Below are 22,155 nucleotides of genomic sequence, written 5' to 3'. Positions count from 1 at the left end.
TCACACCTTCCGGGAGTCAAAAAACGCCATGTCACGGCTCTTTCTCCAGCATGAAGCGGACTATCTCTCCTGGAAGTCCCGCAAGCAGACCGGTTATCCCGCCACGCTGGCCGATCTGGTGGTGGAGGTACGCGATCCGTGGGCCATGACAGCGGACGAAATCAACGGCATCCTCTCCCGCTGCGCCCAAAGCAACATGGCCTTGTTTCGGGTGACGGATCCGGAGCGGATCCGGGACAATCCCCTGCCCGCCATGACCACCACCCTGGGGGTCGGCAATCTGGACAAAAATCTCGGGGCCGACAACGAGGGGGTTTCCGCATTGACTCCGGGAGGCGCGGCCTTCGCACCCTTCGCCCATTACATTCCCTATCGGGAGGCGGCCATCGGCTGGCACACCGATGGTTATTACAATCCGGTGGATCAGCCGGTCCAGACACTCTGCCTGTACTGCGAACGCCCCTCCCACGAAGGAGGGGAAAATGAACTGCTGGATCCGGATCTGGTCTACATCCAACTGCGCGACCACCACCCGGAAGCGTTGCGCGCCCTGATGCACCCGGAGGCCATGAGCATCCCCCCCCGGATGGCCACGGATGGCACCATCGCCCGTCCCGAGCGCACCGGTCCGGTCTTTTCCGTCACGCCCGCAGGTCATCTGCACATGCGGTTCACCAACCGCACCAAAAGCATCCGCTGGCGCGACGATGACGCCACCCGGCAGGCGGTGGAGATTCTGCGTCAGATTCTCTTCGCTGCCGAGCCGCGGCGTTTCCGGGGTCGGCTGGAACAAGGCTGGGGCGTGATCTGCAACAACGTGCTGCACACCCGCGCCGCCTTCGCGGATCCACCGGGGGGCCCACAACGGGTGCTGTATCGGGCGCGTTTTTTCGACCATCTGCCCGCATCAATCTAATAAAAAACACGCCAATCCGACATTAGATATGGCCCGAAAATTGCGTCTCGTCATGCATTACCCAATCCATCCCACCCCGATCAGGTGACAACGATGACGACCACGCCGATTTCCATGCCCGAACTCGCCCGTCAGGCCAGCAGCCTGCGGGAGAGTCGTCTGCGGGCCAGCCACTCGGGCGATGCCAACCCGTTCAACGAACTTCTCATGCAGGCCGTCGAGGAACGCAACGGCCTTGCCGGCAACAGCACCAGCCTGAGCCACTCCACGGTCAACGCCCTGGTGGAAGCGGTCATGTCCACGCTGCGCCAGGCCAAGGATTCGGTGGGGGGACTGCCGACCAACCTCGCCGGCAACGGCCTCGCCGGCAGCGAAGAAGAGGGTTGGCCCTTGAGCAGCAGCACCCCGATCTCCATGCCGCAGGGGTTCCGCTCCGGAGTGGTCACCCACGCCAAAACCCGCGCACCCGCCGATCCGACCCACAAGATCCCGGACAAAATGGAAGGGGGCAACTACGATCAAATCATCAAGCGGGCTTCGGAGCGCTACGGCGTGGACCCGGACCTGATCCGCTCGGTGATCCAGGTGGAAAGCAGCTTCAATCCCAAAGCGGTCTCTCCCGCCGGAGCCCAGGGCATGATGCAACTGATGCCCGGCACCGCCGCGGAACTCGGAGTCAAGAACCCCTTCAACGCCGAAGAGAACATCATGGGCGGCACCTTGTATCTGAGCCGCCTGTTGGACCGCTACGATGGCAACGTCCGTTCCGCCCTGGCCGCCTACAACTGGGGCATGGGCAACCTGGAACGGCAACCCGCCGCCGCCATGCCGGGAGAGACCCGACGTTACGTCTCTCGCATCATGGGCATGGTCGAAGGGGAAGGAAACAAGGCGTAAAAAGGCTTGGCCGGTAGGGATCGGAAGACATCGCCCTCCCGATCCCCGGCCTTCAGCCCGCACAATCCGAAAAAGAACCCTCAGAAACAAAGACAGCCGGAAACCCTTCAGGCCCCCGTGGCCACATCCAGGGCCTGGGTGATGTCCGCGAGAATGTCGTCGATGTGTTCCAGCCCCACGGAAAGACGCACCATGTCCTCCGAGACCCCGGCCTGAATCAACTCTTCCGGTGACAACTGGCGATGGGTGGTGCTGGAGGGATGGCAGGCCAAAGACTTGGCGTCGCCGATATTGACCAGATGGGTGATCAGCTTGAGGGCATCGATAAAACGCTCTCCCGCCTTGCGTCCCCCCTGCACCCCGAAGGTGAGAATCCCCGAAGCCTTGCCATGGAAATAACGATCCACCAGATGATGGCTGGGATGATTCTTCAATCCCGCATAGCCCACCCAGGCCACCTTGGGATGTTTTTCCAGGTATTCCGCGACCGCCAGGGCATTGGCGCAATGACGTTCCATGCGCAGGGCCAGAGTCTCGATGCCCTGAAGAATCAAGAAGCTGTTGAACGGAGAGATGGCCGCTCCCATGTTGCGCAACGGCACGACCCGCGCCCGACCGATGAAGGCCGCCGCTCCCAGAGCCTCGGTATAGGTGACGCCATGATATGAGACATCCGGCTCGTTCAAACGGCGGAATCTGGCCTTGTGTTCGGCCCAGGGAAAGCGCCCCGAATCCACCAGAATGCCGCCGATCGACGTGCCATGTCCCCCCATGTATTTGGTGAGGGAGTGGATCACGATATCCGCCCCATGATCGAAGGGACGACACAAAACCGGGGTGGGGACCGTATTGTCCACGATCAGGGGCACCCCATGACCATGGGCCATCTCGGCCAGCGCGGCGATATCGACCACGTTGCCCAGGGGATTGCCGATGGACTCCACGAAAACCGCCTTGGTCCGTTCATCGATCAGGGCGGCGAAGCTGGCGGGATCCCGATAGTCGGCGAAACGGACCTGGATCCCCAACTGGGGCAGGGTGTGGGCAAACAGATTGTAGGTGCCACCATACAGGGTGCTGGAGGCGATGATGTTGTCGCCACTTTCGCAGATGGTGAACACCGCATAGGTAATCGCCGCCTGACCCGAAGAGAGCGCCAACGCGCCGATACCCCCTTCCAGATCCGCCACCCGCTGTTCCAACACGGCGGTGGTGGGATTCATGATGCGGGTGTAAATGTTGCCCGCCACCTTGAGGTCAAACAGGTCCGCCGCGTGTTGGGTGTCGTCGAAAGCGTATGAGGTGGTCTGATAGATGGGTACCGCCACCGACCGGGTGGTCGGTTCCGGCCGATAACCACTGTGGATGGCCATGGTTTCCAGTTTCATCCTGCGCACTCCTGTGTGTTGTTCGGATTATGGAACATCAACGATTTTTGCCGTCTCCCTTGGTATAATACCGATACCCATTCCGTCCTCTTTCCTTGACCCCGTACATGGCCATGTCGGCGCAGGCCATCAACTCCTGCCCTTCCCGACCATGGGCGGGAAACACAGCAATGCCAATGGAAGCCCCCACAGTGACGATCTCCCCGGCCACGGCAATCGGTTGGCTGACGCTGTACACGATCTTGTCCGCCACCAGTCCAGCGGCTCCGGGGTCCGCCAGATCGGATAAAATCACCGCAAACTCATCCCCTCCCAAGCGCGCCACCAGATCCGAGGCCCGCAGACACTCCCGGATGCGCTGGGTGGTGGCAATCAACACCTGATCCCCGGCGGCATGACCCAACGTATCGTTGACCTGCTTGAAACGATCCAGATCGATGAGCATCAAGGCCAACGGTTCCTGATCGCGGGTTGCCTTGGTGAGGGCGTGGACCAGATGTTCGTTGAACAGCACCCGGTTGGGCAACGACGTAAGCAGATCGTGATGCGCCAGATGCTGCATGCGATCTTCCAGGCGTTTGCGCTCCAGAATTCCGGCCAGGGTAAAAGCGACACCGGCCAGAAAATCCTCCTCGTCCGTCGATTGGGCGTGATGGGCATTCAGATAAAGGGTCAACACCGCCAGCACCCGCCCCCGGGAGACAATCGGCAGACAATAATGGCCATGGGCCGGCATGCCCTCGTAATGGGTCTCATGCCGTTCATCCACGCAGGCCGAATAAATCAGCTTGCCCTCCAACGCGGCCCGACCGCACAAACACCAACCCGACGCCACCACCTGACAGGCCTGATGAATCGGTGTGGACAACCCATAAGAGGCCATCATGCGCAACGAACCATCGTGTTCGTCCACCAAGAAAATGGCCCCCTTGCGCTCGACGTGCAAAAACGGAACGGTCAGCACGATCTGCAAAGCCACTTCCAATTGTCGTTGCAAAGAGAGGGGTTCCAACGAACTTTCCAAAAGGGCGCTCAAGGCCAGCCGCGAGGTCTGGGCACGAACATTGGCATCTTCCAGACGTTGCAGCCCCTGCCCCATCTGCTGCATGGCGGTCAGCAGAACACCGACTTCATCTTGGGGGACCACCGGAATGGTGGCGCGCAGATTGCCTGCGGCAATCTCCCGGGCAAAACGAACGCCGATACGCAAGGAGGTCAGAATGGAACGTGTGAGAAAAAAAACCAACAACCCCGACAGAAGCATCGAGAGCACCACAAAACCGGCATAAAACCGTTCGGTGCGCTCCAAATGGGCCTCCTGGGTACTGGCGCGCACCTTCATGCGGGCAGAGAACAGTTCATGCAGTCGTCGCGCCACAGGAACCACCGAGCGCTCCACGATCTCGATGCGCTCTGTCTGGGAAGCCCCCTCATCCTTGACCATATCCTCGAAACGATCCAGATATTCCTGGACCAACCGTTCCGCCTCGTGCCAGACATCCAACTCCGCAGCCCCGGCCAATCCCTCTTCGTCACGGATCATCGGAATCAGACGGGTCATGCAATCCCGGGTCTGAACCGCCCAGGTCTCCTCATGGCGCAACAAGAAGTTCTTTTCGTGCCGTCTGGCTTCCAGCAGCGATGCATGCATCAATTGCAAACGTTCGTGCCCCTTTTCCATGCCGACCAGAATCTGCATGTTCTGCCAAGCCAGCATGGCCAACAGCAAAACCAGGCTGACAACGCCTCCGAATCCCAATCCCAGTTTGTGGTCGATATACATGGTGTTGGCCCCGAGACGCGACAATGCAAACCAAAAAAATCATGGCCATCAAAAATCCACGAAACAAGTACGTACAAAGCAAACGCAATGAATAGTCCGAGCCATGGGTCGTCACCCCCTCCTCAACCGGTGGCCACGCCCCATTCGGAACCATCATGGATGGGATCCGGATTTTTTTCAAGACACCCGGTCAAAAGTCTCGTTTTTTCTCTGTGCAACGGTCACAAAAATGCGGACGACACCTCTTGCAACAAGGTCGCAGGGATCGGAAAACAACACAAAATTTTGCGGGATTGTCAAACCGGGGAAACGTGAACAAAAAACGTGGGGATCTCTGTTTGAAACCTGCTGAACCGGCTTTTCAAGAAACGCCGGATTGTATCACCAGCCGGGGTTTCCGCACTCAAGAACCTGTAAACAGATTCGCCACGTGCGAAAACCCCGGTGGAATCCAGGCGAGGGCCAAACAAACAACAGCGCCTCAGCCGGATCGGGAACGGCTCCGGGGTGATCAGATCACCCGGACATTCTCCGCTTTGGGGCCTTTCTCACCCTGGGAAACACTGAGTTCCACGCGCTGACCCTCGGCCAGGCTCTTGAACCCTTCCATCACAATGGCGCTATGATGCACGAAAGCATCACCCTTGCCATGATCCCGCTCGATAAAACCGAAGCCTTTGCTGTCGTTGAACCATTTCACTGTGCCTGTTTCACGATCCGACATTCTTAACAACTCCCTGCGAAAGAAAAAAGGTGTGGATTGGGTGACGCGCCCTGTCACAAGATTCAACTGAAAAACTTGCAACAGGGGCCACGATTGAGGAGAAAAAAACCGCGAGAGGATTCCAGAAACCACGGAGGGTGTGCGAACCGACTGTCAGGCTTAACTTTCCACGCAAGATGAGGCTTGTCTCCAACACGAAACCACCCAATTGTTGCCTGACAGGCTACAACATTCCACAAACCCGGTCAAGGCATGATCACAAAATCCGCTTTATTCCCACTCGATGGTTCCCGGCGGCTTGGAGGTGATGTCGTAGACCACCCGGTTGATCCCTTTGACTTCATTGATGATCCGGTTGGCAATGCGGGAGAGGAGGTCATGGGGCATGGGATACCAGGAGGCGGTCATGTAGTCCCGGGTCTCCACGGCCCGCAGGGCCACCACGTAGTCATAACTGCGACCATCCCCCATCACCCCCACGCTCTTGACCGGCAAAAAGACCGCGAAAGCCTGGGCGATCTTGTCGTAGTGTCCGGTGGTGTACAGCTCTTCCAGATAGATGGCGTCGGCGCGACGCAACAGGTCGGCGAACTCTTTTTTGACCTCCCCCAGAATCCGCACCCCCAAACCCGGACCCGGAAACGGATGGCGCAGGATCATGCGGGCCGGCAAACCCAATTCCAGCCCCACGGTGCGCACCTCGTCCTTGAACAACTCCCGTAAAGGTTCCAGCAATTTCAAGCCCATGCGTTCCGGCAGACCGCCGACATTATGATGGGACTTGATGTTGGTGGCCGCCTTGGTCTTGGCGCCGGCGGACTCGATCACATCCGGATAGATGGTCCCCTGTGCCAACCATTTGGCCCCTTCGATCTTTCTGGCCTCTTCCTCGAACACCTCGATGAAGGTGTGACCGATGATCTTGCGTTTCTGTTCCGGATCCGTCACCCCGACCAGACGGGAGAGAAAACGCTCCTCGGCATCGACGCGAATCACCTTGACCCCCAGATGACTGGCGAAGGTGGCCATGACCTCCTCGCCTTCGTTCATGCGCAGCAGGCCGTTGTCCACGAACACGCAAGTCAACTGCTCGCCGATGGCCCGATGCAGCAAAACCGCCGTCACCGCCGAATCCACACCCCCGGAAAGCCCCAGAATCACCCGGTCGGCACCGACCTTCTCCCGGGCCAGTTGGATTTCGTGTTCGATGACATTGCCGGCGGTCCACAGACCCGAACAACCGCACACATCACGCACGAACCCCTGAATGAACTTCTCCCCATCCAGAGTATGGTTGACCTCGGGATGGAACTGCACCCCGACAATGGCCAGATCCTCGTGTTCCATGGCGGCCAGGATGCCGTTGTCGCTCGTGGCCAGAGGCTGGAAACCGAAAGGCACCCGGCTGACGTGATCCCCGTGACTCATCCACACCCGCCCCTCGCCCTGCGAGAGGAAACCGCCGGGCAGGGCATGTTCCTTTCCGACCATTTGGATGGTGGCGTGCCCATACTCCCGGGTGGCGGAGGGAGCCACCTCGCCACCGAAATGACGGGCCAGCAGATGCATGCCGTAACAGATCCCCAAAACCGGCACCGCCTGGGCCAGCACCGCTTCGTTCATGTCGGGGGCGCCGGGGTCATAGACCGAATGGTGTCCGCCGGACAGAATGATCCCCTTGGGCGCAAAAGCGCGCAGCTCTTCCGGCTCCATGCGCCAGGAGTGGATTTCGCAATAGGCCCCGGTTTCCCGCACCCGACGGGCGATCAATTGGGTGTACTGGGAGCCGTAATCCAGAATCAGGATTTTCTGGGAGTGGAGCAGATCGTCCATTTACACTAACCCCGACTGATAGTTGGGTGCTTCCTTGGTAATGGTGACATCGTGGACATGGGACTCTTTCAGACCCGCGCTGGTGATCTGGACAAAAACCGGCTTGGTGCGCAAGGTCGGGATGTCCGGGCAACCCACATAGCCCATGGCGGCGCGCAGGCCGCCGACCATCTGATGGATCAGCAACGACATGGGGCCTTTGTAGGGCACCCGGCCCTCGATGCCTTCGGGTACCAGCTTGCGGGTTTCGACCCCGGCCTGGAAATAACGATCCTTGGATCCCTTGGCCATGGCCTCCAACGAACCCATGCCCCGATAGGTCTTGTAGCTGCGCCCCTGATAGAGGAACACCTCTCCGGGAGCCTCATCCGCGCCGGCGAACATGGAACCCATCATGACGCAAGAGGCTCCGGCGGCGATGGCCTTGGCGATTTCACCGGAATATTTGATCCCGCCATCGGCGATGATCGGGGTATCGCTTTTGTCCGCCTCTTCGGAGCAGTCGGAAATGGCGGTCATCTGGGGCATGCCCACTCCGGCCACGATGCGGGTGGTACAGATGGAACCGGGTCCGATGCCCACCTTGATGGCGTCCGCTCCGGAGTCGATCAGGGCGCGGGTGGCATCCGCCGTGGCCACGTTGCCGGCGATCACCTGACAGGCGGGATAACGGGACTTGACCCAGGAGACCAGTTCCAACACCCCCTTGGAGTGTCCATGGGCGGTATCCACCACCACCACATCCACATCGGCTTCCACCAGCGCCTCCACCCGTCGGCGTCCGTCCCGGCCCGGACCCACCGCCGCCCCGACCCGCAAACGGCCAGTTTCGTCCTTGCAGGCATTGGGATTGGTCTGGGATTTTTCGATGTCCTTGACGGTGATCAGCCCCACACAGCGGAAGGTGTCATCCACCACCAGCAATTTTTCGATGCGGTGTTGATGCAGCAGCCGTTTGGCCTCGCTCATCGATACTCCCTGACGCACAGTGACCAGTTTCTCCCGGGGGGTCATCAACTCCTTGACCGGCTGGGAAAGGTCTGTGGCGAAACGGACATCCCGGTTGGTGAGAATGCCATGCAGGCGACCATTCTCCTCGGTCACGGGAATGCCGGAAATATTGCGGTTGCGCATCAGTTCGATGGCGGTTTGCAAGGGGGCTTCCGGGGTCACGGTCCAGGGGTCCAGCACCAACCCCGTGACGAAACGTTTCACGATGCGGACTTCGGCGGCCTGTTCCTTGATGCTCATGTTCTTGTGGATGATGCCCATGCCCCCTTCCTGGGCCATGGCGATGGCGGCCCGGGCCTCGGTGACCGTATCCATGGCCGCGGAGATCAGGGGAATGTTGAGACGGATTGTCCGGGTCAGTCGGGTCGAAAGGTCCACCGCATTCGGCAGCACCTCGGAATAGGCCGGGACCAGCAGTACATCGTCGAACGTCAATGCCTGTTTTATGACTCGCATGGCACGCCTCAGTCTAAGAAATCCTCATGGGAAGCCACCGGGTCGGCGCGAAAGCCGGTTCCGATGAGATAGAGTTCCGCGCTCCGGTCGCGACTGGCCGGAGGCTTCTCCACCTTGACATGGGCAAACCGGAGTCGGGCTGTACGCACCAGGTCGTGAAAATCCGGACCCTGGAACATCTTCAGCACCACCCGTCCTCCTGGCCGCAACACCGAAAATGCAAAATCCAGGGCGGCTTCCACCAGCAACGCGCCACGCCCCTGATCGGCGATCCGGACTCCGGTCATGTTGGGGGCCATGTCCGATAGCAACACGTCCGCCCGCCCGGAAGGACCAAAACCGGCCTGGAGTTGTTCCAGGATGGCATCGTCCAGAAAATCCCCGCATAAAATCAAGGCGCCGGGAATGGGATCCATGGGCAGCAGATCCACCGCCACCACGCGCCCCTGTTCTCCGACCCGACGCGCCGCCACCTGAGTCCACCCCCCGGGGGCCGCGCCCAACTCCACCACCGTGTCGCCGTTGCGGAACAGTCCCTTGCCCACGTTGCGCGCCGCCACCGAAGCGTCGATCTCCAACAGCTTGTAGGCCGCCCGGGAACGATAGCCATCCCGTCTGGCCGCCGCCACATACGGATCGTTGCGATGTTCTTCGAGCCAACGGGCGCTGGAGGGCCGACGATTGCTCATCCTGTCAAGCCGGTCAGAACTGAATCGACAAAATTTCGTAACGATGCACGCCACCCGGCGCCCGTACCTCGATGGAGTCGCCAACCTCCTTGCCGATCATGCCACGGGCCATGGGACTGGTGATGGAAATCATGCCCTGTTCCAGATCCGCCTCGTCTTCTCCCACGATGCGATACAGGCTTTCCACATCACTTTTTTCGTCCACCACCCGCACCTGGGCGCCAAACACCACCTTGCTGGAACGGATCCGGCTGGTGTCGATGATCTCGGCGTTGGCCAGAGAACTTTCGATCTCCTGGATGCGCCCCTCGTTGAAGGATTGCTGCTCCTTGGCCGCGTGATATTCGGCATTTTCCGACAGATCCCCATGATCCCGGGCCACGGAGATGGCCTCCACGATCCGGTGACGATCCTCGGTCTTGCGACGCTTCAGCTCGGCTTTAAGTTTTTCCGCCCCTTGCAGGGTCATCGGTACTTTATTTAACATGGTGCCCCCTGGATCCCTTACGGATGATAATCCTGCAAAGCCTTGCATTGAAGATCGGACTCACGCACAGCGGCCATGGCCTCCACCGCCGCACGCATTCCGGCCACGGTGGTGAAATAGGGTATTCCGGTCATCAACGCGGTGCGACGCAAAGAAAAAGAGGCCGCCAGAGCCTGTTTGCCCTGAGTGGTGTTGAACACCATGGCCACTTCGCCATTTTTCATCATGTCCACGATATCGGGCCTGCCGCCTTCCAGCACCTTGTTGACCACCCGCACCACCAGACCCTCCCGGATCAGATGGGAAGCCGTGCCCCGGGTGGCGCACAGACGGAAACCCATTTCCAACAGACTGCGGGCCGGCGCGGTAACGCCTTGTTTGTCCGCGTCCTTGACGGAAATGAACACCATTCCCGAGCCTCCCCCATCCTTGGGGGAACGAGGCAGAAAAGTTCCGGCGCTCTCCTGGGCCTTGGCGAAGGCCCGTCCGAAATCGTTTGCCAACCCCATCACCTCACCGGTGGATTTCATCTCGGGTCCGAGCACGGTATCCACCCCGGGGAACTTCTGGAAGGGAAACACCACCTCCTTGACCGCCACGTGATCCATCCGTGGATAATGGGTCAATCCCACCTGTGCCAGGGTTTCACCGGCCATGATGCGCGCCGCCGCCTTGGCCAGGGCCACACCGGTGGCCTTGGAAACAAACGGCACCGTGCGGGATGCCCGGGGATTGACCTCCAGCAGATAGATCTCCCCATCCTTGATGGCGAACTGCACATTCATCAGGCCCACCACCTTCAAGGCGTTGGCCAAAAGCAGGGTCTGACGTTCGATCTCCTGCAGCAACCCCTCTTCCACCGAATACGGCGGCAACGAACAGGCCGAATCCCCCGAATGGACCCCCGCCTCTTCGATATGCTCCATGATACCGCCGATCACCGCCTCATGGCCATCGGAGACGCAATCCACGTCGATCTCGATGGCGTCGCTCAAGAAATGGTCGATCAACACCGGATGATCCGGAGAGGCCCGCACCGCCGACACCATGTAACGATCCAGATTGGCCGGATCGTGGACAATCTCCATGGCCCGTCCCCCCAGCACATAGGAAGGACGCACCACCACCGGATAACCAACCCGCGCCGCCACCTCCCGGGCCTCGGCCTGGGAACGGGCCAGCCCGTTCTCCGGCTGTTTCAGGTCCAGATCCTGCAACAGCACCTGAAACCGCTCCCGGTCCTCGGCCACGTCGATGGCATCCGGGGAGGTGCCAATGATGGGCGCTCCGGCGGCTTCCAGCGCCTTGGCGAGCTTCAGCGGGGTCTGTCCGCCGAACTGCACGATGATCCCTTCGGGTTTTTCCGTCTCCACGATGGCCATCACGTCCTCGAAGGTCAACGGCTCGAAATAAAGCCGGTCCGAGGTGTCGTAATCGGTGGAGACGGTCTCGGGGTTGCAGTTGACCATGATGGTCTCAAACCCCGCCGCCTTCAGGGCGAAGGCCGCGTGCACACAACAATAATCGAACTCGATCCCCTGACCGATGCGGTTCGGTCCCCCTCCCAGAATCATGATCTTGCGCCGGTCGCTGGGACGGGCCTCGCACTCCTGCTCGTAAGTGGAGTACAGATAGGTGGTCTGGGAGGCGAACTCAGCGGCGCAGGTATCCACCCGCTTGAACACCGGCACGATCCCGTGATCCTGACGGGCGGAACGAATCCCGGAGGCGGGACAGCCCAGCAGCGCACCCAATCGCTGATCGGAAAAACCCATGCTCTTCAAGGCCCGCAACCGCTCCGGCGGGAGGCTTTCCGGGGTGACCCCCGCCAGGGACTGTTCGGCTTCGACGATTTGCTGGATCTGATCCAGAAACCATGGATCGATGGCGGTGGTCTCGTGGAGCCATTGGGTACTCTTGCCCAGACGCAAGGCGTCGGCCAGCAGCAACAGCCGATCCGGCCCCGGATGGCTCAAACGGTAGGCCAGATCCGCCTCCATCTCTCCGACGGAAGAAAATGTACCGGGATCGAATACCGGATCAAATCCGGTCAGACCGGTCTCCATGGAGCGCAACGCCTTCTGCAAGGACTCCTTGAAGGTGCGCCCGATGGCCATGGCCTCTCCCACCGATTTCATCTGGGTGGTGAGAATGGCTTCCGCCTGGGGAAATTTCTCGAAGGTGAAACGGGGAATCTTGGTGACCACATAATCGATGGACGGCTCGAACGAAGCCGGAGTCACTCCGGTGATATCGTTCATGATCTCCGGCAGCAGATAACCCACCGCCAGCTTGGCGGCCACCTTGGCGATGGGGAACCCGGTGGCCTTGGAGGCCAAGGCCGACGAACGGGAGACCCGGGGATTCATCTCGATGATGATCATCCGTCCCGTGGTGGGATGGAGGGCGAACTGCACATTGGAGCCGCCGGTGTCCACACCGATCTCCCGCAACACCGCGATGGAGGCGTCACGCAGCTCCTGCAACTCCTTGTCCGTGAGGGTCAAAGCCGGGGCCACGGTGATGGAGTCGCCGGTGTGGATCCCCATGGGATCGAGGTTTTCGATGGAACAAATGATGATGGAGTTGTCGGCGCGATCCCGCACCACCTCCATCTCGAACTCCTTCCAGCCCAGCAGGGACTCTTCCACCAACACTTCCCGGGTCGGGGAGGCGGCCAGTCCCAGGCGGATCAGCTCCACATACTCCTGGCGGTTGTAGGCCACACCGCCACCCGTCCCCCCCAGGGTGAAGCTCGGGCGCAGAATGGCGGGAAATCCCACCACCTCCAGCACCTCCAGGGCCTCTTCCAGGGTGTGGGCGAAGCCGGACTTGGGCAGTCCCAGACCGATGCGGGTCATGGCCTCCTTGAACTGCATCCGGTCTTCGGCCTTGGCGATGGCCTTGCGGGAAGCCCCGATCAGCTCCACCTGATACTGTTCCAGAATACCGGCATCCGCCAAAGCCATGGCCAGATTCAAGGCGGTCTGACCACCCATGGTGGGCAGCAGAGCGTCCGGGCGCTCCTGGCGGATGATGCAGGCCAAAGAGTCCACGGTCAGGGGTTCGACGTAGGTGCGGTCCGCCAACTCCGGATCGGTCATGATGGTGGCCGGATTGGAATTGACCAAAATGACCCGGTATCCCTCCTCCTTGAGGGCCTTGCAGGCCTGAACCCCGGAATAGTCGAACTCGCAGGCCTGCCCGATGACGATGGGACCGGCCCCGATGATGAGAATGCTTTGGATGTCAGTGCGTTTTGGCATGTTACGCTAGCAGCTCCGCAAATTGACGGAACAGATAATGGGCATCATGGGGTCCGGGACTGGCCTCGGGATGGTATTGGACCGAAAAAACCGGGGCCGAACGCAACCGCACCCCCTCCACGGTCCCGTCGAACAAAGAGAGATGGGTCACTTCCAGATCCGCCGGCAATCCGTCGGATTCCACCACGAAGCCATGGTTCTGGGAGGTGACTTCCACCTGGCCGGTCTGAAGATTTTTCACCGGATGGTTGCCCCCCCGATGACCGAATTTCAATTTTCGGGTTTTGGCCCCCAGGGCCAGACAGAGCATTTGATGCCCCAGACAGATACCGAACACAGGCAGATCACGCTGGAGCACCTGCCGGATCACCCCGATGCCGTGATGCACCGCCTCCGGGTCTCCGGGACCGTTGGACAGAAACACCCCAGCGGGTTGCAAGGCCAGAATTTCCTCCAGGGTGGCTGTGGCCGGAAGCACCCACACGTCGCATCCCACCGACACCAACCCCCGCAGGATGTTGCGCTTGATCCCGAAATCCAGGGCCACCACCCGTTTGCCCGCCGCGGGCTGGTCCGCGCTTCGGCTTTCGGCTGTACTCCAGATGTCGCTTTTCCAGGCAATCGGCCCATCGGTCCAGTGGTGAGCGGCCCCACAGGTCACCTCCGGGGTGAGATCCATCCCGGTCAGACCCGGCCAAGCCCGGGCCTTGGCCACCAGGGAACCGGTGTCGAAATCCACGGTGGACAGCACACCCCGTTGCGCGCCGTTTTCCCGCAGGTGATTCACCAGACGCCGGGTGTCGATCCCCTCGATGGCCGGCACGCCGTGTCGTGTCAGGAAGGCGCTCAAGGTCTCGGCGGCGCGCCAATTGGAGAGCAGCCGGGCATTTTCTTTGACCACAAACCCGCGAATCCTGGGTCGTTCCGACTCCATGTCCTCGGGGTTGACCCCCACATTGCCAATCTGCGGCGCCGTCATGGTCACGATCTGACCCGCATAGGAAGGATCGGTGATGATCTCCTGATAGCCGGTCATGGAACTGTTGAAACAGACCTCTCCCACCTGTTCGCCGCTCGCGCCGAAGGAGACCCCGTCAAATCGGGTTCCATCCTCCAGCACCAGCACAGCCCGCCCGTTGTCGTTTGCCATGCGACCATCCTTCGCAATCGTTGCCGGAATCCCCATCCATGGTCCAAGCCATTCCTTGGATCAACTATCATTTATACCCCTGCACCACCCCAAAGTCAACGCGGGTGGACGCGCCTCAAAAATCCCTCTATTCTTTGAAGCGCGCCGAATCCATCGTACCCGATCCATCGTTGCTCACGCACCGGAGGCCCCACCCATGACGCGCTTTTCCACCCGGATTGCATCCGTGCTTTCGATTCTGTCCCTTGGGATCGCCTCTCCGGCCCTGGCCGGGGGATGGCTGGGGATCACGGTTCAAACCCCGGAAGGGGTGCAGATCGGCGAGATCCTCAAAGACGGTCCGGCGGACAAGGCCGGTCTGGCCAGAAACGACATCCTGATCAAGGCGGACGGCAAACCCATCACCTCTCTGCCCCACTTCCTGACGGTTGTGGAAAACGCCACCCCCGACAAGGAACTGCGCCTGACCGTGGTGCGCAAAGGGGAGGAAAAAGAGATCAAAATCATCCCGGACGACAGCAACAATCACCCCTCCCGGTTTCCGGAAGGGCGCCCCGTCGAACCCCTGGAATCCAACTCCGGAAAGATCTGGCACCGTTCCGAACCCTGGCCCGCTTCCCCCCCGTTCCCCCCCCCCAACTCCCTCCAGGATCCGGGCCGTGAACCGCCACCGGGCGCGTTGCCGCCCCCCGCGCCCATACCCGAATCCCCGCCCCCCCAGGCTGCCACTCCACCGGGCCGGTCGGAAGGCCATCAACCCCCGCCTCTGTCCGAACCTGCGCTCCGGGAACGGGCCGCTCCCGCCGCCGAACCGCCGGAACCGCCCCCCACCGCCTGGATGGGCGTGGCCCCGGAACTTTCGACCCATGGGGTGGTGCTGACCAGAGTGGCCCCCGGCGGACCCGGAGAAAAGGCCGGCATGAAAGCCGGCGACATGATCATCTCCTTGAATGGACAATCGGTCTCCTCCCCCCGGGCCATGGCGCGCATTCTGCGCGGCTTTCGTCCCGGCGATCTGATCGAAGTGACCCTCAACCGCAACGGCCAACTGATCGACTCCCAGGCCCAATTGGCCGCGCCCCCCGCGACACAACACCCCGATGCCGACCCCGTGAGAGGAACCCCTTAAAGATCATGCCTGCCATCAAGATCAAAACCGCCGAAGAGATCGAGTTGATGCGCGCCTCCTGCCAACTGGCGGCGCTCACCTTGAAGATGATCGAACCCCATGTTCAGCCGGGCGTCACCACCCAGCAACTCAATGATCTGTGTCACGATTTTCTGATCGACAACAATGCCCGTCCTTCCCCTCTCAACTATAGGGGTTTTCCCAAGTCGATCTGCACCTCGGTCAACCAGCAGGTGTGCCACGGTATTCCCGGACCCAGAACGCTACGGGCCGGGGATATCGTCAACATCGACGTGACCGCCTACCTGAACGGTGTGCATGGCGATACCAACAAGACCTATCACGTCGGCACCCCCTCCCCCAAAGGGGAAAAAATCGTCCAGATCGCCAAAAAATGTCTGGATGCCGGCATCCGGGCGTTGCGTCCCAAGGGATACTTCGGGGATATCGGCGCGGCCATCGAGGCGGTGGCCGACTATTATCGCTGCACGGTGGTGCGGGAATACTGCGGCCATGGCATCGGTCGGGAGTTCCATGAAGAACCCGCCGTGCTGCACTACATCACCAAGGAAAACGGCGACAAACTTCCACGAGGCCCGGAACTCAAACCCGGCATGATCTTCACCATCGAACCGATGATCAATTTGGGCAAAGCCGACATCCGCCTGATGCCTGACAAATGGACCGTGGTCACGAAAGACCACTCCCTCTCGGCCCAGTTCGAGCATACCATCCTGATCACCCCCACCGGTTATGAGGTGCTGACCGATCTGGATGGGGAATACGAAAAAAGCTAAAAACAGCCGCTTCTAAGGATATTCCGCAGGATTCAAGCCTTCCCAAACCTTTCTCAACCGGATCAAATCCTCCCACATGGCCCGTTTGGCCAGAGGGGAACGCAGGCAGTAGGCGGGATGATAGGCGACGATCAACGGCACCCCCCGCCAGGAGTGAACCTTGCCCCGGGCACGGGCCAGTTGATCCGTCGGTCCCAGCAACGTTTCCACCACCACCTTGCCCAAGGCCACGATGGCTTTGGGGCGCAAGGTCTCCAACTCCTGAATCCAGTATCCCTGACACTGGCGGATCTCGTCGGACCGGGGGGTGCGATCCCCGGGGGGGCGACATTTGATTATATAGGTCGTATAAACCTCTCCCCGCTGCCATCCGGCGGCCCGGACCATTCCGGAAAACAGCTCCCGGGTCTCCCCGCCAAAGGGAAAACCGGCCCGTTCATCCGCTGCGCTGGGGGCGTCGGCGATCCAGACCACCGGGGCATCCGGAGGGCCGGCGCCATAAATCGCCCCCTGACGGGTCAAGGAAAGCCCGCACTGCTGACATTGGGAAACCTGACGCGCCCACCCCTGAAACAGCACTCCCCGCTCCTCCACCGCCACCGCGGGGGTGAGAAATCGATCCAATGAGGGTGAGGCGGCAGAGGGAACAGGCTCCACCCGGGGAGCAACCCGAGTCTGGAGCGATCCAGGCACAACCGGAACGGCTGGAACTGCGACCACCCGTGGCGCCGGGGTGGCGGGAGGCATGAACTGGGGTTGCGGTCTGGCAGGGAAGAGAGGACCGGTCAGACGATTGGCCTCTTTCCAGCCATAACTCTCTCCGGAGAGCCGGTCGATTCCGCACTCCCGCCAATACCGCAGGGTGGCCAGCAAGGCAGCCCCCAGGTCCATATCACTCTCCCTTGGGAGTCGAACGGTTCTTGAAATCGGCTAGCCCATGTTGGCGCGGTGGTGGGTCGGACGCACGGAATAAACAGCCGCATCCTGCTTGAGTTTCATCAGCTTTCTTTGCAGTATCAGAGCGGTCTGATACGTCTCTATTCCTTTAATCACGGTCATTTTTTCTATAGTATCGTAAATTTCGTAATCGTTTTTCTTTGAAATAATCCTCAAAGTCTCCATGATTGACTCCGCAAGGCAAGGGTTACGCTGTTCGAGCTAATAGATAGCATTTTCCCTGCCAAGCAGTCTTCGGTTGGATTGTCAAGCAGTTACCGACAAGGCGTCAAAAACGTCCAGCCCGAATCTGTCAGTCGCGCCTCTTTTTGCGGGCATACCACCACTCCCGCAGCAGAAAAAAGAAGGTGCCCAGAATGACCGATCCGCCGCAAAAAAGCCCGATGAACAGTGAATAATCAAAACGGTAGGAGTCGGTATTGGGGTCATAGGTGGTGCAGAAGAACCGAACCCGGCGCACCAGTTCGTCCACCGGGGTTTCGGCCTCCGTGGGAGGGGTTCCCAGGATCAGGGTTCGCAAGGGTTCGGTAAGCAGTTGGGTCTGGAAGGACTCCCCATACACCTGACGATAGACCACCCCCTTGGCATCGACGATGGTGGCTTGCACCAGATGGTCGAATCCCTTGGGAGAGGGGGCGAAAACAAAGCCCAATTGATGGGTCAAGCGTACCATGGTCTCCGGGGAGGCGCTCAGGAAGCTCCAGTCGGGTTGCGCGGCGATGCCCTGCTGTCGGGCGAAGGCGGCCATGGCTTTCGGGGTGTCGTAGCGGGTGTCGAAGCCGATGCTGACCACCTGAAAGCTTTGCGCCCCGAAGGTCTCCCGGGCCTTGTCCACCACCGAGGCCAAAAACCGGGTGGAGACCGAACAGGTATGGTAGCAACTGGTATAGATCAGGCTGATCACCAGGGGCTTGCCCAGAAAAGAGGACAATTCGACCTTTTTGCCTTCGGGATCGGTCAAGGTATAGGCTTCGAGGGTGCGACCCAGGGCGGCCTGACTGGTCTCCAGGGCCACCCGGCTCTCAAAGACCGGATCACGTCCCTTCCCGACCGGGGCCTCGGCCCAGGCCGGAAAAACGCAAAGCCATCCGAGGAGCAGGGTCGGCACCACACTCCGACGCCGCCAGAAAGGGGAGGAGTCTAACCAGGGCACGATCCACCACGTTGCAGACAAAGGAGAAAAAAGCGAGACAGCACAGCCTACAGCAGTGCCACCAACACACCCTTGGCGGGTGGCGTCTGGAAGAAACCCCCTTCGATATAGATGGCCGTCAAAAAGAGCGCCAGTTGAATCAGGGAGGCCCGAAAGCTGATCATGGCCTGATCCGACGTGGGATGACGCACCAACAGCCAGCTTTTCATCAGAAAGACCGTGCTGCCCATCAGGGCGCCCACCAGATAGATCCACCCCATGCCGAAAAAGAGCGGCAGCAAAGAGGCCAACGCCAGCAACACGGTATTGAAAAACACGGTACGGGCGGCCCGGGCCTCCCCCGCCACCACGGGAAGCATGGGGATGCCCGCATCCAGATAGTCTTTCTTCAAGGCGATGGCCAGACTCCAGAAATGGGGCGGCGTCCACAAAAACAGGATGAAGGCCAACGACAGGGCCAACGGAGTGGGTTGGGGATGGAGAATCGCGGTTCCGGAAAGAATGGCGAAGCTGCCCGCCAATCCACCGATGACGATGTTGAGCCAAGTGCGACGCTTGAGCCAGACGGTATAGACCACACCATAAAAAAAGGCTCCCATGAACACATGGATCGCGGCGACCGGATTGATATAGTGCCACACCAGGGCCACGGGGACCAGCAGCAACAGGGCGAAAAAAAGCAGCCAGAAAGGCGAACGGCGCAAAGCTCCGGTGACAAAGGGTCGATTGCGGGTCCGATCCATCAAGCGGTCGATGTCGTAGTCGTGATAGTGGTTCAGCCCCCCCGCGGCCCCCGCGGAGAGCAGCACAGCCAGAATCAACAAGGTGATCTGTCCCGCCGCTGGCGCGGGTCCGGGCATGGCCAGAATCCCGGCCCCGGCGGTCATGGCCATGGCCACGCCGATGCGCAGCTTGAACAAAACGAGAATCTGCCTGAGCGAGGACAACATGGCCATGTTCCGTACATTCCCGATCATCATAAAAATGGAAAAATCAATCACACCATTCCTGGAGGCAAACAGGCCCGGGGTGGGCCGAAACCCACCCCGGATTTGACAAGATCAGCCCATCGGCCAGATGGACGAAAGATACTTGGCATTGATGAAGAAGTATACGACGAAGGAAGCCAGAAAGACCAGAGCCAACACGAACGTACCCTTGGCCTGGACTCCGCCGTCACCGGTCTGTTCCACCGGGGCGAGCCCCAGTTTGCCCGGACGTTCGACGTTGTAGCAGGAGGAAGCCATGGGGAAGCCAAAGCTGCTGAACAGGCTGGCGCCCGGATCCAGGCGTTTGCCGAAGATCAGGGAACCGACGGCGATCAGGCAGAAGAGGGCACCACCCACCGCAGCCAGGAATCCACCGAAACCGGCGATGCCCAGCATGGTGATGGCCGTTCCGGCGAACTGGAACTGCAACAGGGCGTCGGAGAAGTTGATGTCCCAGTGACGACGGGGAACCCCCAAGGTGCCCGCACCCAACAGGAAGAGGCTCAAGATCAACATGCCGCCGCCAAAGATGTAGGGTTGCCATTTGCAGGCGGTGGGCCAGATCAGTTCACGACGGAACAAGACCGGGATCAGGAAGTAGGTGATGGCCATGAAGGTCAGGGTCGTGCCCACCGCCACGGTGGCGTGGAAGTGACCAGGCACGAAGATGGTGTTGTGGATGATCAGGTTGATCTGTTCGGTACCCATGACCACACCGGTGATGCCGCCGATGAAGCCAAAGATGATCATGGCGATGAACATGCCGGAGAAGACCGGATTGGCCCAGGGAGCCTTTTTGAGCCACTCGAACAGGCCGTTGTTGAAGCCTTTCTTGCGTTGGGCCACTTCGATACAGCCCGGAACGGTCAAGCCATGGACCATGCTGGCGAGCACGGCCAGATACATGGCATAGCTGGTGTTGAAGACCTTCCAGGTGGAGCTGACGCCGGGATCGGCCAGGATGTGATGGGCGCTGGCCAGTTGCAGGAAGAGGATGTAAAGCAGAAAGGCGGTACGGCTGACCTTTTCAGACATGGGCCGGGCGCCGAACAGAATGGCGGCGACGGCATACCAGATGGAGACGTGAGCCGCCACGTTGATCTGCTGGGAGGAGTGACCCAAAGCCCACCAGACGGTGCGGTACATCAACGGATCGATGTGATTGATGAAACCCAACGACCACAGCCACGTGGGGATGAGGATGACCGCGCCGGAGGCGATGGTGAAGATGGCGATGATGGCGGCGGTCAAGGCGCCGAAGGTCACCAGAGGAACGGAGCCGTCGTAGGTTTTTTCCTGTCTGGCGATGACCAGAGTACCCAGAAAGATGAAACATCCGATCAACGCCCCCACGGCGAAGAGGATCAAGCCCAGGTAAAAGATCGGCTCGGCGGGCATGGGCACATAGGAGGTGAACATGACGCTGGAGTTGCCCCGGAAGAAGGCGGTCATCACCAGGACAGAGCCGATCACCATGAGCAGGAACCCGACCCAGCCGATGCCCGGGGTGGCCGGACGACAGCGAAGCAGGGTCGAGGCGGCGAAATAAAGCACCGCCATTTCAAAAAAGATGATCCAGAAGATGAGAATGGCCGTTCCATGGATGGAAAGAGCCAGATAAAAATCCTCGGCACTCAGGAGATGCAACGAGGGCATGCGGGTCAACGCGACCAGCAGCCCGAGGAAGCCACCGACCAGCAGATAGACCACACCCAAAACGGCGTGGGCCTTCATGAGGGACTCGGCGGATTTGTGGAAGAACAGGCCCGAATCCGGGCATTGACGAAACATCTTGGCGGCCATGTGTGATCGACTCCCTATTTCACGTAGATCTTGCCCAACATGGTGTGATGGCCGACGCCGCAAAATTCATTGCAGACAACGGCGAACTCACCGGATTGGTCTGGGGTAATGGTCACCACCGTCTCGTATCCCGGAAGGATTTGCAGATTGATATTGGTGGGTTGCAAAGAAAAACCATGCTGCCAGTCCAGTGAGGAGATGTGCAGGCGGTAGGTCTTGTTTTTTTCCAGCTCCAGGATCGGCCACCACTGCCACATGCGACCCAACAGATAGACATCGCTACCCGCAGGAGGATGCACCACTGGAATGTTGGATTTGGTATCGGTCCGCACCGTGTGTTCCTTGGCCATGGCGTTGGCCTTGGACTCGAATTTCTCGGGGGAGGTCTTGTAGGATTCATTGGAAAGATTCTGTTTTCCATACACATGCCAATAAGGCATCCACAAGAACAGCACCAGACACCAGATCAATGCCAGGATGATCCACATCATTTCGATGCCGTGGATCGGTTCTTTCCACCAGATTTTCTGCGAGGGAGGCAGAATGCTCATACGGTAACCCTCCTTCCTTGATTGTTGCGCATAGAAGTTCCTTGTTTGTTAAATTTTATTTAACCGCAGGGATTGAAATGATCTCCATGATCCCCCACAAGATATAGAAAACCGTTGGAAACAGCACACCAATGAACAACAACATAAATGGATTGTCCAACAACTGCTGCATTCCT

General features: G+C 59.9%; 19 protein-coding genes. 4 read left to right on the top strand and 15 right to left on the bottom strand.

What is annotated here, in order from left to right:
• Nucleotides 1–28: 28 nt before the first annotated feature.
• Both HQL98_07985 and HQL98_07980 read left to right on the top strand, forming a co-directional pair.
• The gene (locus HQL98_07985; GenBank protein MBF0271984.1) at nucleotides 29–916 is read left to right on the top strand and encodes a TauD/TfdA family dioxygenase; all 888 of its coding nucleotides are present in this window, start codon (nucleotides 29–31) and stop codon (nucleotides 914–916) included.
• A gap of 294 nt (nucleotides 917–1,210) precedes the next feature.
• Entirely contained in the window at nucleotides 1,211–1,813 is a 603-nt protein-coding gene (locus tag HQL98_07980; GenBank protein ID MBF0271983.1) for a lytic transglycosylase domain-containing protein, read from the top strand.
• A 107-nt stretch (nucleotides 1,814–1,920) separates the two neighbouring features.
• Here the strand turns inward: HQL98_07980 and HQL98_07975 are convergent, their stop codons facing one another.
• The 9 genes from HQL98_07975 to carA form a co-directional block, all read right to left on the bottom strand.
• Nucleotides 1,921–3,201 (bottom strand): aminotransferase class I/II-fold pyridoxal phosphate-dependent enzyme, encoded by a 1,281-nt coding sequence (locus tag HQL98_07975; protein ID MBF0271982.1) that lies wholly within the window; start codon nucleotides 3,199–3,201, stop codon nucleotides 1,921–1,923.
• 37 nt (nucleotides 3,202–3,238) lie between these two features.
• Complete coding sequence (locus tag HQL98_07970) at nucleotides 3,239–4,984, bottom strand: diguanylate cyclase (protein MBF0271981.1); 1,746 nt, start codon at nucleotides 4,982–4,984, stop codon at nucleotides 3,239–3,241.
• 511 nt (nucleotides 4,985–5,495) lie between these two features.
• Entirely contained in the window at nucleotides 5,496–5,708 is a 213-nt protein-coding gene (locus HQL98_07965; protein ID MBF0271980.1) for a cold-shock protein, read from the bottom strand.
• 270 nt (nucleotides 5,709–5,978) lie between these two features.
• Nucleotides 5,979–7,541, bottom strand: coding sequence for a glutamine-hydrolyzing GMP synthase (gene guaA, locus HQL98_07960; protein ID MBF0271979.1), 1,563 nt, complete (start codon nucleotides 7,539–7,541; stop codon nucleotides 5,979–5,981).
• The gene (gene guaB, locus HQL98_07955) at nucleotides 7,542–9,008 is read right to left on the bottom strand and encodes an IMP dehydrogenase (GenBank protein ID MBF0271978.1); all 1,467 of its coding nucleotides are present in this window, start codon (nucleotides 9,006–9,008) and stop codon (nucleotides 7,542–7,544) included.
• A gap of 8 nt (nucleotides 9,009–9,016) precedes the next feature.
• Nucleotides 9,017–9,697, bottom strand: coding sequence for an RlmE family RNA methyltransferase (locus HQL98_07950; GenBank protein MBF0271977.1), 681 nt, complete (start codon nucleotides 9,695–9,697; stop codon nucleotides 9,017–9,019).
• Between the two features lie 13 nt (nucleotides 9,698–9,710).
• Nucleotides 9,711–10,184 carry a transcription elongation factor GreA gene (greA, locus tag HQL98_07945; protein ID MBF0271976.1) on the bottom strand — a complete coding sequence of 158 codons (474 nt, stop codon included), beginning with the start codon at nucleotides 10,182–10,184 and terminating at the stop codon, nucleotides 9,711–9,713.
• Nucleotides 10,185–10,201: 17 nt separating this feature from the next.
• A complete protein-coding gene (gene carB / locus HQL98_07940) occupies nucleotides 10,202–13,450 on the bottom strand; it encodes a carbamoyl-phosphate synthase large subunit (protein ID MBF0271975.1) in 3,249 nt (1,082 codons plus the stop codon).
• A gap of 1 nt (nucleotide 13,451) precedes the next feature.
• Entirely contained in the window at nucleotides 13,452–14,600 is a 1,149-nt protein-coding gene (carA, locus tag HQL98_07935; GenBank protein ID MBF0271974.1) for a glutamine-hydrolyzing carbamoyl-phosphate synthase small subunit, read from the bottom strand.
• A gap of 196 nt (nucleotides 14,601–14,796) precedes the next feature.
• Here carA and HQL98_07930 point away from each other — a divergent pair, with 196 nt between their 5' ends.
• Nucleotides 14,797–15,729 carry a PDZ domain-containing protein gene (locus HQL98_07930; protein ID MBF0271973.1) on the top strand — a complete coding sequence of 311 codons (933 nt, stop codon included), beginning with the start codon at nucleotides 14,797–14,799 and terminating at the stop codon, nucleotides 15,727–15,729.
• A gap of 5 nt (nucleotides 15,730–15,734) precedes the next feature.
• Nucleotides 15,735–16,526, top strand: a complete 792-nt coding sequence (gene map, locus HQL98_07925) for a type I methionyl aminopeptidase (protein ID MBF0271972.1) — start codon at nucleotides 15,735–15,737, stop codon at nucleotides 16,524–16,526.
• 12 nt (nucleotides 16,527–16,538) lie between these two features.
• On the opposite strand, the gene HQL98_07920 is transcribed toward map, so the two are convergent.
• From HQL98_07920 to HQL98_07895, 6 genes are all read right to left on the bottom strand, one after another.
• The gene (locus HQL98_07920) at nucleotides 16,539–17,417 is read right to left on the bottom strand and encodes a uracil-DNA glycosylase (protein MBF0271971.1); all 879 of its coding nucleotides are present in this window, start codon (nucleotides 17,415–17,417) and stop codon (nucleotides 16,539–16,541) included.
• Nucleotides 17,418–17,456: 39 nt separating this feature from the next.
• Nucleotides 17,457–17,648 carry a hypothetical protein gene (locus HQL98_07915; GenBank protein ID MBF0271970.1) on the bottom strand — a complete coding sequence of 64 codons (192 nt, stop codon included), beginning with the start codon at nucleotides 17,646–17,648 and terminating at the stop codon, nucleotides 17,457–17,459.
• Between the two features lie 127 nt (nucleotides 17,649–17,775).
• Nucleotides 17,776–18,636 carry an SCO family protein gene (locus HQL98_07910; GenBank protein ID MBF0271969.1) on the bottom strand — a complete coding sequence of 287 codons (861 nt, stop codon included), beginning with the start codon at nucleotides 18,634–18,636 and terminating at the stop codon, nucleotides 17,776–17,778.
• 47 nt (nucleotides 18,637–18,683) lie between these two features.
• Nucleotides 18,684–19,586, bottom strand: coding sequence for a protoheme IX farnesyltransferase (cyoE, locus tag HQL98_07905; GenBank protein MBF0271968.1), 903 nt, complete (start codon nucleotides 19,584–19,586; stop codon nucleotides 18,684–18,686).
• A 111-nt stretch (nucleotides 19,587–19,697) separates the two neighbouring features.
• The gene (locus HQL98_07900; GenBank protein ID MBF0271967.1) at nucleotides 19,698–21,428 is read right to left on the bottom strand and encodes a cbb3-type cytochrome c oxidase subunit I; all 1,731 of its coding nucleotides are present in this window, start codon (nucleotides 21,426–21,428) and stop codon (nucleotides 19,698–19,700) included.
• A gap of 14 nt (nucleotides 21,429–21,442) precedes the next feature.
• On the bottom strand, nucleotides 21,443–21,979 hold the full coding sequence (locus HQL98_07895) for a cytochrome C oxidase subunit II (protein ID MBF0271966.1): 537 nt from the start codon (nucleotides 21,977–21,979) through the stop codon (nucleotides 21,443–21,445).
• Nucleotides 21,980–22,155 lie beyond the last annotated feature (176 nt).

The organism is Magnetococcales bacterium (assembly GCA_015231755.1).
Classification (GTDB): domain Bacteria; phylum Pseudomonadota; class Magnetococcia; order Magnetococcales; family Magnetaquicoccaceae; genus Magnetaquiglobus.
Note: the sequence above shows the minus strand (reverse complement) of the source record. Positions and strands in the feature narration are given on the sequence as shown.

Bases quoted from the DNA above. Each gene is read 5' to 3' on its own strand.
- HQL98_07920 (MBF0271971.1), bottom strand. From the start codon at position 17,417: ATGGACCTGGGGGCTGCCTTGCTGGCCACCCTGCGGTATTGGCGGGAG.
- HQL98_07965 (MBF0271980.1), bottom strand. From the start codon at position 5,708: ATGTCGGATCGTGAAACAGGCACAGTGAAATGGTTCAACGACAGCAAA.
- HQL98_07900 (MBF0271967.1), bottom strand. From the start codon at position 21,428: ATGGCCGCCAAGATGTTTCGTCAATGCCCGGATTCGGGCCTGTTCTTC.
- HQL98_07950 (MBF0271977.1), bottom strand. From the start codon at position 9,697: ATGAGCAATCGTCGGCCCTCCAGCGCCCGTTGGCTCGAAGAACATCGC.
- guaA (MBF0271979.1), bottom strand. From the start codon at position 7,541: ATGGACGATCTGCTCCACTCCCAGAAAATCCTGATTCTGGATTACGGC.
- greA (MBF0271976.1), bottom strand. From the start codon at position 10,184: ATGTTAAATAAAGTACCGATGACCCTGCAAGGGGCGGAAAAACTTAAA.
- HQL98_07970 (MBF0271981.1), bottom strand. From the start codon at position 4,984: ATGTATATCGACCACAAACTGGGATTGGGATTCGGAGGCGTTGTCAGC.
- carB (MBF0271975.1), bottom strand. From the start codon at position 13,450: ATGCCAAAACGCACTGACATCCAAAGCATTCTCATCATCGGGGCCGGT.
- cyoE (MBF0271968.1), bottom strand. From the start codon at position 19,586: ATGTTGTCCTCGCTCAGGCAGATTCTCGTTTTGTTCAAGCTGCGCATC.
- HQL98_07985 (MBF0271984.1), top strand. From the start codon at position 29: ATGTCACGGCTCTTTCTCCAGCATGAAGCGGACTATCTCTCCTGGAAG.
- carA (MBF0271974.1), bottom strand. From the start codon at position 14,600: ATGGCAAACGACAACGGGCGGGCTGTGCTGGTGCTGGAGGATGGAACC.
- HQL98_07930 (MBF0271973.1), top strand. From the start codon at position 14,797: ATGACGCGCTTTTCCACCCGGATTGCATCCGTGCTTTCGATTCTGTCC.
- HQL98_07915 (MBF0271970.1), bottom strand. From the start codon at position 17,648: ATGGAGACTTTGAGGATTATTTCAAAGAAAAACGATTACGAAATTTAC.
- map (MBF0271972.1), top strand. From the start codon at position 15,735: ATGCCTGCCATCAAGATCAAAACCGCCGAAGAGATCGAGTTGATGCGC.
- HQL98_07975 (MBF0271982.1), bottom strand. From the start codon at position 3,201: ATGAAACTGGAAACCATGGCCATCCACAGTGGTTATCGGCCGGAACCG.
- guaB (MBF0271978.1), bottom strand. From the start codon at position 9,008: ATGCGAGTCATAAAACAGGCATTGACGTTCGACGATGTACTGCTGGTC.
- HQL98_07895 (MBF0271966.1), bottom strand. From the start codon at position 21,979: ATGAGCATTCTGCCTCCCTCGCAGAAAATCTGGTGGAAAGAACCGATC.
- HQL98_07980 (MBF0271983.1), top strand. From the start codon at position 1,211: ATGTCCACGCTGCGCCAGGCCAAGGATTCGGTGGGGGGACTGCCGACC.